This window comes from Paraburkholderia sp. RL18-101-BIB-B, assembly GCF_046026985.1.
In the GTDB taxonomy this organism is placed as follows: domain Bacteria; phylum Pseudomonadota; class Gammaproteobacteria; order Burkholderiales; family Burkholderiaceae; genus Paraburkholderia.
Genome location: NZ_JARESV010000003.1, coordinates 505,866 through 519,751, shown reverse-complemented (window position 1 = coordinate 519,751; position 13,886 = coordinate 505,866). Strand labels below are relative to the sequence as shown.

The window sequence follows — 13,886 nt, the reverse complement described above, 5'->3', positions numbered from 1 at the left end:
TTTCATGCTCGATCGTCCCCACGTGGACCGCTTTGAATTCAACGCCGCGCTCCGCGCGCGGCATTCCGTATCCGCTCACTTTTGACTCCGTCCGCTGCCATGCATGACAAGATCCTGATCCTCGACTTCGGTTCGCAAGTCACCCAACTGATTGCACGTCGCGTTCGCGAAGCCAACGTGTATTCGGAAATTCATCCGTACGACGTGGATGCGTCGTTCATTCGCGACTTCGCGCCGAAGGGCGTGATCCTCTCCGGCGGCCCGAGCTCGGTCACCGAAACGGATACGCCGCGCGTGCCGCAAGCCGTGTTCGAACTCGGCGTGCCGGTGCTCGGCATCTGCTACGGCATGCAGGCCATGGCCGAGCAGCTCGGCGGCAAGGTCGATATCGGCCACCTGCGTGAGTTCGGTTACGCCGAAGTGCGCGCGCGCAATCACACGAGCCTGCTCGAAGGCATCAGCGACTTCACCACGCCGGAAGGTCACGGCATGCTGAAGGTGTGGATGAGCCACGGCGACAAGGTGCTGGAAATGCCGCCGGGCTTCGCGCTGATGGCGTCCACGGAATCGTGCCCGATCGCGGCGATGGCCGACGAAACGCGCCATTTCTACGGCCTGCAATGGCACCCGGAAGTCACGCACACCGTGCAGGGCCGCGCCATGCTCGAGCGCTTCGTGCTGCAGATATGCAAAGCGCAGCCGGATTGGGAAATGGGCCACTACATCGACGAAGCCGTCGCGAAGATTCGCGAGCAGGTCGGTAAAGAGCACGTGATTCTGGGCCTGTCGGGCGGCGTGGATTCGTCGGTGGCGGCGGCGCTCCTGCATCGCGCGATCGGCGATCAACTGACCTGCGTATTCGTCGATCATGGCTTGTTGCGCCTGAACGAAGCCGAGCAGGTAATGGCGACCTTCGCTGACCACCTTGGCGTGAAGGTGATTCACGTCGACGCAAGCGAAGTGTTCCTGCGCAAGCTGGCCGGTGTGACCGATCCGGAAGCGAAGCGCAAGATCATCGGCGCGGAATTCGTCGAAGTGTTCCAGACCGAAGCCGGCAAGCTGACCGATGCGAAGTGGCTGGCACAAGGCACGATCTATCCGGACGTGATCGAATCGGCCGGCAAGGGCAAGAAAGCCACGCAGACCATCAAGAGCCACCACAACGTGGGCGGCCTGCCTGAGACGCTGAATCTGAAGCTGCTCGAACCGCTGCGCGAACTGTTCAAGGACGAAGTGCGCGAACTCGGCGTCAAGCTCGGTTTGCCGCCGGCCATGGTGTACCGCCACCCGTTCCCGGGTCCGGGTCTGGGCGTGCGGATTCTCGGCGAAGTGAAGCGCGATTTCGCGGACCTGTTGCGCCGCGCGGACGCGATTTTCATCGAGACGCTGCGTACCTTCATCGATAAGGAAACCGGCAAGTCCTGGTACGATCTGACGAGCCAGGCGTTCGCGGTGTTTCTGCCGGTGAAGAGTGTCGGCGTGATGGGCGACGGGCGGACTTATGAGTACGTGGTCGCGTTGCGTGCCGTGCAGACGCTGGACTTCATGACCGCGCATTGGGCGCATCTGCCGCATGAACTGCTGGGGCATGTGTCGAACCGGATCATCAATGAAGTGCGCGGGATTAATCGAGTTGTGTATGACATCTCGGGTAAGCCGCCTGCGACGATCGAGTGGGAATGATTTAGACTGCTACGCAAAGGCAAAGCCAGCGCGCATCCATTCGATGCGCGCTGGCTTTCCTGTTTCAGCGGATCAATCAGATCGCCCAGCCTCCGTCGACTGCCACCTCGGCGCCTGTCATGAAGGCGCTTTCATCGCTAGCCAGGAAGCAAACGATAGCCGCCACCTCCTCGGCGGTGCCATGCCGCTTTAACGGCGCCGCGTCTGCGCCGAAACGATTCGTCTCGTCGCTGTTGGCCTTGAGCATATCTGTAGCGATAAACCCGGGGTGGACCGAGTTCACGCGAATGCCATGAGGCGCCAGTTCCGCAGCCGCGACCTTGGTCATTCCCCGCACCGCCCACTTGGTAGCGCCGTAGGCAATCGCATTGGCAAAGCCGCGCAGCCCGGCGCTCGACGAGATGTTCACGATGGAACCGCCGCCGCTTCTTTTCATCGGCTCGATGGCATGCTTCATGCCAAGCAGCGTCCCTAACTGATTGACGCGGAATGTCTTCTCCGCTAACTCTGGCGTCGTTTCGGCGATTGCGGCGGGTACATAGATACCCGCGTTGTTCACCAGCACGTCGCATCGGCCGAATGCGCGCTCGACTTCCTTGAAGAGCGCTCGCCAGGAGTCTTCGCGCGTCACGTCGTGCGTGACATAGATGGCTCGTTTGCCCATCTTCGCGGCGAGCGCCTCACCTTCCGGGGACAACACGTCGTTCAATACGACATTGGCACCTTCGTCGAAGAAGCGCTGCGCTTCCGCGGCGCCCTGGCCGCGCGCCGAACCCGTTACGACCACCGTTTTTCCTTCGAATCTCGCCATCGTCAAATCTCCGGTTTGTTGCGCTGCATGCCTTGCATGAAACGGAATGGATTGGCTCAGTACCGGTCATCCGGAGCATGTCTAAGCCATGGATAGCGCTCTGTGTCAGCGCCCGCGTAATCGGGATCGAGGTAGATAAAGCAGCGCTGAATTCTGAAGTCGCGGATTTCAAAGACATCGCACCAACGGCCCGCATGCGAAGTGCCGGCTCGCCACGAAACGCCGTTCTTCAGCTTGCCGCGCGAGGCCGCTTCGACGACGACTGTATCGCCCTGCTGTACAACGTTGGCGTAGGTGACGTCGTGCGCGATTTCGGCAATGATGCCCATGAGGTCGCCAAAGAGGGTAGCGATCTGCTCTCGTCCACGCGCAATGCCCCACTTCGGGAAATAAACCTCCGCGTGTTCGTCGAATAGATCGAGAACATTGTCGCCGCGGTCCATTCGCTTGAAGTACTCAAGGGCAATCGCTTTGCGTTGCTCGTCGTTCATCGATTGAATTTGCATCTTGTCTCCATGGTTAAGGGGCGCGTCGAGACCGACGTGTGACCATGCTGGCCTCGACGTGTACTGAAAAGCAGATAGAAGGCGCGCCGGGACCGTGCCGGCTCCAAGGCTAGGCTTGGGTCGCTTCCGTCAGGAGCGCTTTATTCGGTTCGAGATGGGCGGTATTCGCGGCGCGATAGGCAAACGCGAGGATCGGACCAAGTGTTCCGCCGCCCGCCCAGTAGGCGCGCGCAGATGCGGACGCCACGCAATTCCCCACGCCGTACAGGCCAGGTATCGGTGCGCCGCTATCGTTGAGAACCTGGCCGTCACTGTTGGTCAAAGGACCGCCTTTCGTGTCCAGCGTGCCGCCGGTTACCAACGCCGCGTAGTAGGGCCCACTGTCCGCGAGCGGGAACATCGTCGGGTTTGGTGAGGCAGACTCGTTTTGGACAGCGCCGTTGAACATTTTTTCTACAAGGCGGTCACCGCGGCGAAAATCGGTGTCCACCCCTTCGCGGGCGAATCGGTTGAAGCGCTGAATGGTGTCCCGCAGATTCACCAGAAAATCGTCGGCAAGGCATAATTGGCCGGTGAGACGTTCGAAGGTCTCGAGTCGCCGGGCGAGCGCATCGGCGAGTTCCTCCAACGTATTGCCACTGATCAGATGCCCCTCTTGAGCCGCGTCGGGCCGGATCAGGCAGCCGTACTCCGTGCTTGCGCTATGGTCCTGGCTGCGCTGATCCCAGATGGCGACGAGAACCAGGTTCGGATATTCAGCAAGCTGCGCGTCCCACTCGAAGAACTTTTGCGCGAGTTCGTTGTAGGCGAGTTTCTCGTTGACCACTCGCTTTCCTTGTTTATTCACCCACAGCATCGAATCGCCGCCAACGGAAAACGTGCCCGTAAAATCATCGCGGCCAGCGACCAGGCGATCGAGTGACACCGGGCACATCCAGGCATAGTTCATGTTGCGCAACTGTGCGCGCAGGGGGCTCGCGATGTGAATGAAATCGCCTTCATTCGAGCGCGCGGCACAGCCACCGAATAGCGGCGCATGCAGGAAATTTTTCCGCAGGTCGTTGTTGTGCGTGAACCCGCCGGTCGCGAAGATGACCGCCTTCCGCGCGCCGAGGCGGACGTCGTTGCCTTCGACATCCGTGGCTTCGATACCGACTACTTCTTCGGCCTCGTTGAGAATCACGCGCTGCACACGCAGACCGGTGCGAACGTCGACGCCGTCGCGCTGGGCGGCAGCGTGCATGGATTGAATTGCCACCTTGCCGCCGTCGGACATCGACTCGCACGCGCCCGCGGGTATTAGCACTCGGCCTTGCGGCGCGGTGTTCTCGGGAAGCTCGGCCCAGTAGTCTGTGACACCGGGCAAATGCCGGTACTCGAGAGCGCCGCGCGCGTGGAGCAACTCAGCAGCAGGTGATGCGCTGTCATAGATTGCGCTGAAGGCTTCATATTCCCATGCATCGAGTCCGAGATTGGCATCCTCCGGATCATAGTGTTCGGGGCGGGCGAGGCGCGCCATGTAACGCAGGCAGTCCTCCTTGCGATCTTCGATGCCCGCTTCGCGCATCGGCCGGTTGTTTGGCACCCAGTACCAGAAAGCGGCTTTTTTTGCGGTTCCGCCCACGGTTCTGTCCTTCTCGACGAGCGCAACCGAATTGCCGAGCCAGCGGGAAAAGAGGGCGGTGGGAAATCCGCCTCCGCCGGCTCCGACGACAATGACGTCGAATATCGCGTCAAAGGCTTCAATTGAATGGCTGGCCAGCCGGTGTGTTGATGCGGGAGCCGCGCTCGCGCGGGATGCCCATCGCTCTGCGTTTTGCATTGTCTTCCTCCTTGTTTTTCGTTGCCTACTCCGTCGAAGCCCGTACGCCGGCTCGCGTGAGACAAATATATATAAAACACAAAACATATACAATAATATAAAAACTATCAAGATGATAGGAATCGCGTCAAATGGGAGCGTGTGTTGTTCACGTCCGGCGCGAACGCTGCGGCGCGCTAGGACCGACGTACGCCGGCAGCGCGCTGAGGCGCAATGCAGCTGCATGTCGCCGGCATAGCGACGGCGACATCTGCAAATCAGGAGGAGAGTGGAACGAGAAGACGCCTTACCGGCACTGCGGGCGCGGTGCTTGCCGTGCCTTTGTCGTTGGGGGCATTTGAACGCTGGAGGCGATGCGCAGAGAGTCTGGTTGCAAGCGGATTGGCGCGCAGCGGTTAGCGGCTAAAGCGCTGGCGCGACACGTTGCCGGTGAATCCACCTGCAATTCACGAATGGTGATGAACGGGCTTGCTACCCGGGGCTCCTTGATAGCGCGAATGTCATGCGTTTCATTCGGTCAGGATGAGTTGGGTCAGGCAGCGCTGTTCAAGCAAAGCCGAGCGAGCGGTTCACACGGACGACGCGTTCTATTTCACAGCATCACGCTGTAGACCGCGCGCGCGCCCGACCTCGCGCTGTGCCTTCGCTCTTCGCGGCGTTGCCGCTAGCAATGTCCTCGAGCACCAGCTCAGTCGTGGCGGCGAAGTGCTGACGCAGCAGTTCGCATGCCCGGTCGGCGTCACGCGCGAGCACAGCTTTTACGATGTCCTCGTGCTCTTGCGCGAAATTGCGTGAAGCCGCATGAGGGGCCTGGATCGACTGATGCCGGTAGCGGGTCGTCTGGATGCGCAGGGTCGCGGCAAAACGCTTGAGCCACTTTGATCTGCATCCTTCCAGCAGGGTGGAGTGAAACTTGTCGTGCGCGAGATCCCATGCCGGGTTGACGCGTTCTGGATTTCCGATAATGGGCGGTAGGCTGTTCACCTGGTGATAGGCCGCTAGCAACGCACCTTCCCATTCGAGGTTTCCACTCTCAATCGCGTCACGAAGGGCGTCGCATTCGATACGCTGCCGCACTGCCGTAATGTCTTCCAGGTCCGCGCGAGAAATTTTCGTTACGCGAAATCCGCGCTGGTCCTCGGCTTCAACGAATCCGCTCATTGCCAGTCGTGAAACTGCTTCACGCAGCGGAATCGCGCCAGCCTGGTAACGGTCCGCCAGTTCACGGATCTTCAGCTTCGAGCCAGGCGCCAGCACGCCGGTCACGATGTCCTGGAGAATCGTTTCAGCCAGCACAGATGCCATGGTTCGGCCAGTAGAGCCCGGCATGTCAAACATATCGTCCACAGAATCCTCCCGGCTGCACCACTATAGGTATCGAGAAATTATATCCAGTGTCAGGGTTAACATGCAAAGACGAAAATATATATATTTATTAAATTTGTATCAAACGTTGCGAGACAACGAACGAACTCTTGAACCACCGTGGAGCCGTAATGAGATACGTACACTTTTCGCCCGATGGGCACCAACGTCTGCTGGGCGTGTTGCAGGGATCGACGATCACCTCTCTGGGCCACGCAACGCTTGAGGAGCTGCTGGCGTCGGGAACGAACCTGACGGCATATGCGAAGGCCGGAATTGTCAAAGGCACGGAGTATTCTGCTGACACCGTGAGGTGGCTGCCGCCTCTTGCTCGTCCGGGTAAGATCGTTTGCGTTGGCCTGAACTATGCGGACCACACTAAAGAAAGCCATTTCGAGCCGCAGAGCTACCCAACGTTGTTTCCCCGCTTTGATAGCAGTTTGATCGGACATCTGGCACCCATGATCCGTCCCCTCGTATCCGATTCGTTGGACTTCGAAGGCGAAATGGCCGTGATTCTTGGCGGCGGCGGTCGCCATATTCCAAAGGCCCGAGCCTTGGAATGCGTGGCGGGATATTCGATCTTCAACGACGGTTCGATCCGCGAGTACCAGTTCAAGGCGCCCCAGTGGACTGTGGGAAAGAATTTTGACGGCACTGGCGCTTTCGGGCCCACATTCGTGACCGCCGATGAGTTGCCCGCAGGCGGCGCGGGACTCAAACTGGAGACCCGGCTAAACGGGAAGGTCGTGCAGGCGGCCAACACGAGCGACCTGGTATTCGACGTGGCCACACTCATTGCGATCATCAGCGAGGCCATCACGCTTGCGCCGGGCGATGTCATCGTCACTGGCACGCCGGCCGGTGTTGGTTGGGCAAGAGAGCCGAAACTGATTATGCGCGACGGCGACGTCTGCGAGGTTGAAATCGAAGGGCTCGGTGTACTGAAGAATACTGTGCAAGACGAAAAGCCGGCGGACTGACAGCACGGCATAAGAGATCGGAGGAACTATGAGACAAATTCGCGTCCCCGTATTCGTTGTTGGCGCGGGCCCCGCAGGACTGACAACCGCCGCGCTGCTGGCGAAATACGGCGTGGAGGTGCTCGCTATTACCCGCTACCCTGGCACCGCACACTCGCCGCGCGCACACATAACAAATCAGCGTACCGTCGAAGTGTTTCGCGACCTTGGCATCGAAGATCGCGTGCGCGCGCTTTCCACGTCGAACAAGTTGATGACCAACAACGTTTGGGCAACGAGTTTCACTGGAACTGAACTCGGCCGCCTTCAAACCTGGGGGACGGGAGAACAGCGAAAGGCTGACTATGAGATGGCCAGTCCGTCCGAGATGTGCAACGCGCCGCAGCATTTGCTGGAACCGGCAATATTGACGGCCGCACGCGAATTCGGCGCGAAGGTTCTCTTCAATACCGAACTCGTGTCGATACGTCAGACCGAGGAGGCCGTGTTTTCCCGCGTGGTTGATCGGCTAACGGGGGAGGAAATAGAGGTCATTTCAGAATACGCGGTAGGCGCTGACGGCGCACAAAGCCTGGTAGTCAAAGATATCGGCTTCGAACTCGAAGGAGAGATGGGGCTCGGTTACGCATTGAATTGCTGGCTTGAGGTCGATCTCAGTCAATACTGTGCACACCGTCCTGGGGTGCTGTACTGGATGTATCAGCCCGGCTGTGACTATTGGGTGGGCAGCGGGGTGTGGATCTGCGTGCGCCCGTGGAACGAATGGGTGATGGTATCGATGTATAACCCCGCCGATGGGGAACCGGACCTCAGTGAGGACGCGATCATCCAGAGGGCCCGCGCGACGATTGGCGACCCGGATATTCCGGTGCGAGTGAAGGCGGTATCGAAGTGGACGATTAACCGCATGGTCGCGCGCCAGATGGTGAAGGGACGTGTCGCAATCGCGGGCGATGCGGCGCACCGCCATCCGCCCGCCAACGGGCTCGGATCGAATACATCAGTGCAGGACGCATTCAATCTGGCTTGGAAGCTCGCCTTGATCGTCAAGGGACAAGCGGCTCCTTCGCTGCTGCAGACATACTCCGATGAGCGACAACCCGTGGCCGAGCAAGTGGTGAACCGGGCGATCAGGTCGATGACGGATATGTTGCCCATTTCACAGGCTTTGGGCTTCCGCGATGGCCAGGGAGCCGACGAAGGGTGGGCTTCACTGGACGAGCTTTTCTCCAATACGTCCGTGGGCCGCACGCGCAGGAAGCAATTGGCCTCGGCGATCGATCTGCAAAATTACCAATTCAACTGCCACGGCGTCGAATTGGGTCAGCGGTATACCTCCGCCGCGGTCGTGCGAGACGGCGCCCGCTTTCCCGAGCCAAGCCGGGACGCGGAACTGTATTATCACGCGACCACCACACCCGGCGCGTATACACCCCACGCGTGGATTCAACACGAGGGCAGGCGCGTCTCTACGCTTGACCTCGTCGGGCAAGGCTCCTTTGCGCTCTTGACGGGCATGGGCGGCCAACCCTGGGTCGAAGCACTCCGACAGGTCGGCAACGAATTCGGCATTTCCGTGAATGGGTGGGTCATCGCTCACGGCTCATCGACCATCGACGCTTATGGGCGCTGGGGAGAACTCCGGGAAATCGAGGACGGTGGTTGCGTGGTGGTTCGACCGGACCGGTTTGTCGCGTATCGGGCCAATGATCTCGTCGCCGACCCTTTAGGAACCTTGCGGCGGGTATTCGCGCAGATACTCGGCCGGGAGCCGCAAAGCATGTCTGCTACGACTTCGCATAGCGCTACAGCTTCGACTCTTGCCGGGAGAGAATGACATGACCGCTTCAACTGTAAGCGTAGGAACAGCCGGCATACACTCGGTCGATCACTTCGCGCTCGAAGTTCCTCGACTCGACGAGGCGAGAGAATTCCTCACGGCCTTTGGATTTCGCGTGCAGGAGGAAGAAGGTCAGTTGCTGCTCCGTACTGCCGGCAGTGCCCATGTGTGGGCGCGGATTTTTGCCGGCACGCGTAAGCGATTGGCCTATTTGTCTCTGAACTGCTTCGCCGATGACTTCTCGAAGATCCGCGCACAGATCATCGAAGCGGGTGGACAAGAAGCGACACCTCGAATTGAGTCCGCCAAACATGAAGGGTTCTGGTTTGAAGACCCGGACGGCAATCTGTTACAGCTCGAGGCAGGGCCCAAGACGTCGCCAAATTTCAAGCCGCCTCGTGACGCTGAACCCGCGCTGCCTCGGCTACGCGGCGCGGTCGCCCGCGAGAACGCAGAGCCGGTTCAGCCGTTACGGCTTGCGCACGTAGTGATGTTCACCCCGGACATTCGTCGCGCGGTCAGTTTCTATGAGCGTTCGGTCGGCGTGCGTCTGTCCGATGGCTCGGAAGGTATCGTGGCTTTCATGCACGCGCCTCACGGCAGCGACCACCATATGATCGCGTTTGTTCAGGGGGCGGCAAAGGGTTGGCATCACAGCGCATGGGACGTTCCCGACGTCAACCACGTTGGCCTCGGCCAAATGCAGATGCAGCGCGCTGGATACCGCGACGGTTGGGGCGTCGGCCGGCACGTGCTCGGCTCCAACTACTTTCACTACGTGCGCGACCCGTGGGGTTCATTCTGGGAGTATTCGGCCGATATCGACTTTATCGCCCCTGGCGGCCAATGGGCCGGCGGCAATCATCCGCCTGATGATTCACTCTATCTATGGGGGCCCGACGTGCCGGGCTACTTCTTCGAGAACACTGAAGACGGAGTCTGCGCATGAGCAAAGTCATTATCACCTGCGCCATAACTGGAGCGATCCATACTCCGTCGATGTCGCCTTATCTGCCTGTTACGCCGGACGAGATCGCGCAGAGCGCCATTGAAGCAGCCCAGGCCGGAGCGGCGATCGTCCACTTACACGCGCGCGATCCCCTCGATGGCCGTCCATCCCAGGCACCGGAGTTGTTTCGCCGGTTCGTGCCCGCCATCAAGGAAGCCTCGGATGCGGTCATCAATATCACCACGGGCGGGGCGCCTACGATGACGGTCGAGGAGCGGCTGCAACCGGCACTTGAATTGCGGCCCGAATTGGCGTCGCTCAACATGGGTTCAATGAACTTCGGGTTGTACGAAATGCTCGGGCGCTTCAAAGACAAGCTTAAATATGACTGGGAGCGCCCATATCTGGAAGGAAGCGACGATCGCATCTTCAAGAATACATTCAAGGATATCGCCTACATCCTGCAATCGTGTAGCGAGAACGAAACCCGGTTCGAGATTGAGTGCTACGACATTGGCCATCTTTATACGGCCGCGCACTTTCTTGACAGGGCGCTCGTTAAGCCACCCCTTCTCATACAGTCCGTATTTGGTCTACGCGGTGGCATTGGCGCACATGCCGAGGATCTCATGCATATGCGCCGTACGGCTGATCGATTGTTCGGGAAAGATTATGTCTGGTCTGTGCTCGGGGCCGGGCGTAGCCAGATGCCGCTCGCGGCGATTTCTGCCTCAGTCGGCGGAAACGTGCGTGTCGGACTCGAGGACTCTCTTTGGGATGGCCCCGGCAAGCTCGCAAGTAGCAACGCGACGCAGGTAAGGCGCGTTCGCACCATCATTGAAGCCCTGTCGCTTCAAGTGGCGACGCCTGATGAGGCTCGCGCCATGTTGAATCTCAAGGGACGCCACAGCGTCGGCTTCTAAAGAGGCGTGTCTGCGATGCTTCGGCATTGCCTGTGCACAGGGCAATGCCGGAGCTACATTTCTGGTGTCGCGAGTAGAGATTCCCGCAGAGGCCATAGTCCGCATCGTTCGGAATGCGGATGGTCTCGTCTTCCATATCGATTCGATTGGTATTGCGACGGGCCCAGAGCCAGATACTCGGCCGGCGCTCTAGTGGCCACGACGAGTGACGTCGTTCTAAAGATCGTCGTCACTCCCGGAACCTGGACTCGAATGCACTCAGTCCAGCGTGGCTCGAGCGAGAAATGGGGCGAGCAGTTCCCGGGCGATCTCCGGCGTCACGACCTCGGAGGGTGCGAGCTTCTCGTAGGTGTAGCTCTCCGGGTCGTCGTAGATACGCTCCGCGATGAGCTTCGGCTTCGGCTCGTTCGTGTACGTGAAGATCTGGAAGAGGTGATGCGTCATCAGGTAGTGCGCCGCGGGGTCGGCGTCGATGCCGTGGTCCTTCAGGCACACGCCGGGCACGACGTGAGTCCATACGGCTTCCGTCGTGACGCCGTAGTCGTCGACGCCCATGTTCATAGTTCGTGCGCCCATCACGTTCTGGCGTGTTTCAGCGGCTTCGCGATAGAAACCTTCGACGGCGACCTTGCCCGTCAGGACGTGCATCCGGCGCCGGTCGCCAACGCGATACATCGGTTCCTCGACGGTGAGTTCAGGAACGATGATTTGATCCCAGTATCCCGCCACTTCCAGCAGCAAATGGCGCAAGTAGTTCTTTAACATGGCCCGATGATGCGGATTAGTCGTCTTGTGGAGAAATGCTTCGACTTCTCGGGGCCATTGGGTTACGTCGAACTTTGCGGGGACGTGCATCAACGTCAGCGCATCCGTTGTGGGCATTTCTCGGCCTGGCGCCGCCAGGGTGGCATATTTCATGACTAGCTCCTATGGGTTGCCCGTGGGTCTTCGGCCGGCGTCGTCGTACAGCGACAAGGGCGCAATGGATTCTGCCGTACCGTCGAATCTGATCGGTCGAGGTCACGAACGCAACGGCTACGTCGGCCTGTCAGAGACCAGTGATCGTGATTGAACTCGTTTCAAGTGATAGGAAGTATGGTTGCGCGCTGCATCCGCGTCCAACGATGAATACTGACATCGTGATCTCAAAGTCAGATCACGACGCCTCACTCCGGGTTGGCTGCCGGGCTTTTGTGCAGCGCAACCCTCACATTCAATATTGCGTCGTTGCCAGTGAGTGCCTCCCGAGTCTCGCGGCGAAAGTCTGGTCTTCGAGCGACGATCACCAACGCAGATCAAGCGCCCAATTTTTATCATTAGACAGTGATCGCGACCTCTCCGATAGTTTGTCGAAGCCACGTGCAAGGAACTTGGACGTGCAACCATTCCCGGAGACTGCCATGCAAATTCAACCAATGACAGACGAGCAGCGCAAAGCTATCGCGATAGAGTTCTTCAGACGCGTAGATCGTGGGGGCGACGTTCTTGAACTATTTGATGAGAAGGCCGAATTCTATTTTCCGAAATGGGGCGTCGCTCATGGTCGTGGAGAGATTGCCCAGTTTCTCGAAGACCTGAGCGGGATTCTCGCTGAGATTTCGCACGACATGGCCTATGCGAATTTTGTTCAGCAAGGCGATCGGGTGGTGGTCGAAGCCACGTCGTCCGGGAAGCTAAAGAGTGGCGCGGGGTGGCGTGCAGGGACCACACATGCCGGGCGATGGTGTGACGTATTAGAAATTCGCGACTTCCGGATTCAGCGCTGCTTCGTCTATCTTGATCCCGACTACGCGGGGGCCGACACGGAACGCTATCCATGGCTCGATGGCGAGCCCACGAGCCGATACTGAAGAGTGCTTGCTCTTGTCACGGGCTGCACGCTATCGAGGCTGGACGGTGCAAGCGCTGCAGTTTGCTATTTTCAACCGAGACGGAGGCAAGCTGGTTTGGCCTTAAGCACTTGACACGACGCTCGGAAGGCTATATTTCTCGACAGATACCATTCGGGAAGTCGATAAATGCTCGACGGCGTATCCATGGATCAGCTGCGTACTTTCATCGCTGCCGCGGACGAAGGAAGCTTCTCTGCGGCAGGACGCAAGCTTCGCAGGACACAGTCCGTGGTGAGCCAGACGCTCGCCAATCTGGAAAGCCAGATCAATGTGTCGTTGTTCGACCGCAGCGGTCGCTATCCGCGACTCACGGAGCAAGGTGCCGTATTGCTGTCACAGGCGCGGCTCGTCGTCGGCGGCATGGATGGTTTCAAGTCGACGGCGCGAGCAATCGCAGAAGGACTTGAACCGGAGCTTTCCGTCGTGGTGGACGTCATGTATCCGATGGACTCACTCACGGTGGCGGTTGGAGAATTCCGCGACGCGTTTCCTCACACTCCATTGCGGTTATATGTCGAGGCTTTGGGTGCGGTAGTGCAGCGAGTGCTGGAGCGCACGTGCAGGCTCGGCATTAGTGGTTCCATGCCGGCCGTGCCCGAAACGGTTGATGCCGAGAAACTGCTCGATGTGCCGATGGTCACCGTTGCCGCTCCGAAACATCCGCTGGCATCGCTTAAGAGAGTGATCCGATCGCGCGAGTTAGAAGAGCATGTGCAGCTTGTACTGACGGATCGCACGCCGCTGACCGATGGGAAGTCGTTCGGGGTCTTCTCTCCGCAGATCTGGCGGTTATCGGATCTGGGCGCAAAGCATGCGTTTTTACGAGCGGGCCTCGGATGGGGACACATGCCTACGGCGATGGTGCATCCCGATCTGGCTTCAGGCGATCTGGTACCGCTGCGAATCGAAAACTTTCAACCCCGAACGCCGCCGATCGCCATGTATGCGATCTATCGCAGAGATACACCGCCGGGCCCTGCAGGCCGTTGGTTCCTCGGTCGACTAAAGCAAACCTCAAACGAAGACTGATGGTCGCGGCCGGGTGACGCCTCTTTACACGGTTGTATTTCATCCAGGAACTCGACAAGCAGCGCGTTCACCATCTCAGGCGC

At 59.3% G+C, this 13,886-nt stretch carries 12 protein-coding genes; 7 read left to right on the top strand and 5 right to left on the bottom strand.

Annotation, left to right across the window (positions count from 1 at the left end):
- The first annotated feature begins 99 nt into the window (after window positions 1–99).
- The gene (gene guaA, locus P0D73_RS08255; RefSeq protein ID WP_408175964.1) at window positions 100–1,683 is read left to right on the top strand and encodes a glutamine-hydrolyzing GMP synthase; all 1,584 of its coding nucleotides are present in this window, start codon (window positions 100–102) and stop codon (window positions 1,681–1,683) included.
- A 76-nt stretch (window positions 1,684–1,759) separates the two neighbouring features.
- Here the strand turns inward: guaA and P0D73_RS08250 are convergent, their stop codons facing one another.
- From P0D73_RS08250 to P0D73_RS08235, 4 genes are all read right to left on the bottom strand, one after another.
- Window positions 1,760–2,494: an SDR family NAD(P)-dependent oxidoreductase gene (locus tag P0D73_RS08250; RefSeq protein WP_408430806.1), complete on the bottom strand. Its 735-nt coding sequence runs from the start codon at window positions 2,492–2,494 to the stop codon at window positions 1,760–1,762.
- Between the two features lie 56 nt (window positions 2,495–2,550).
- A complete protein-coding gene (locus P0D73_RS08245; RefSeq protein ID WP_132374064.1) occupies window positions 2,551–3,000 on the bottom strand; it encodes a nuclear transport factor 2 family protein in 450 nt (149 codons plus the stop codon).
- Window positions 3,001–3,109: 109 nt separating this feature from the next.
- Window positions 3,110–4,822 carry an FAD-dependent oxidoreductase gene (locus P0D73_RS08240; RefSeq protein WP_408310632.1) on the bottom strand — a complete coding sequence of 571 codons (1,713 nt, stop codon included), beginning with the start codon at window positions 4,820–4,822 and terminating at the stop codon, window positions 3,110–3,112.
- A 600-nt stretch (window positions 4,823–5,422) separates the two neighbouring features.
- Window positions 5,423–6,127 carry a GntR family transcriptional regulator gene (locus P0D73_RS08235; RefSeq protein ID WP_408176183.1) on the bottom strand — a complete coding sequence of 235 codons (705 nt, stop codon included), beginning with the start codon at window positions 6,125–6,127 and terminating at the stop codon, window positions 5,423–5,425.
- Between the two features lie 191 nt (window positions 6,128–6,318).
- On the opposite strand from P0D73_RS08235, the gene P0D73_RS08230 reads away from it, so the two are divergent.
- From P0D73_RS08230 to kce, 4 genes are read left to right on the top strand one after another with little or no spacing between them, the layout of a single operon-like run.
- Window positions 6,319–7,170, top strand: coding sequence for a fumarylacetoacetate hydrolase family protein (locus P0D73_RS08230; RefSeq protein ID WP_408282589.1), 852 nt, complete (start codon window positions 6,319–6,321; stop codon window positions 7,168–7,170).
- Between the two features lie 28 nt (window positions 7,171–7,198).
- Window positions 7,199–9,007 (top strand): FAD-dependent oxidoreductase, encoded by a 1,809-nt coding sequence (locus P0D73_RS08225; RefSeq protein ID WP_408430803.1) that lies wholly within the window; start codon window positions 7,199–7,201, stop codon window positions 9,005–9,007.
- A complete protein-coding gene (locus tag P0D73_RS08220; protein WP_408430800.1) occupies window positions 8,991–9,959 on the top strand; it encodes a VOC family protein in 969 nt (322 codons plus the stop codon). Before P0D73_RS08225 ends, P0D73_RS08220 begins: the two co-directional genes overlap by 17 nt.
- Complete coding sequence (kce, locus tag P0D73_RS08215) at window positions 9,956–10,882, top strand: 3,5-dioxohexanoate:acetyl-CoA acetone transferase (RefSeq protein ID WP_408430797.1); 927 nt, start codon at window positions 9,956–9,958, stop codon at window positions 10,880–10,882. Before P0D73_RS08220 ends, kce begins: the two co-directional genes overlap by 4 nt.
- A gap of 258 nt (window positions 10,883–11,140) precedes the next feature.
- On the opposite strand, the gene P0D73_RS08210 is transcribed toward kce, so the two are convergent.
- Complete coding sequence (locus tag P0D73_RS08210) at window positions 11,141–11,800, bottom strand: hypothetical protein (protein WP_408430794.1); 660 nt, start codon at window positions 11,798–11,800, stop codon at window positions 11,141–11,143.
- 482 nt (window positions 11,801–12,282) lie between these two features.
- On the opposite strand from P0D73_RS08210, the gene P0D73_RS08205 reads away from it, so the two are divergent.
- Together P0D73_RS08205 and P0D73_RS08200 are read left to right on the top strand one after the other, a co-directional pair.
- Entirely contained in the window at window positions 12,283–12,732 is a 450-nt protein-coding gene (locus tag P0D73_RS08205; protein ID WP_408175980.1) for a nuclear transport factor 2 family protein, read from the top strand.
- A 168-nt stretch (window positions 12,733–12,900) separates the two neighbouring features.
- Window positions 12,901–13,803 (top strand): LysR family transcriptional regulator, encoded by a 903-nt coding sequence (locus P0D73_RS08200; RefSeq protein ID WP_132374071.1) that lies wholly within the window; start codon window positions 12,901–12,903, stop codon window positions 13,801–13,803.
- Window positions 13,804–13,886 lie beyond the last annotated feature (83 nt).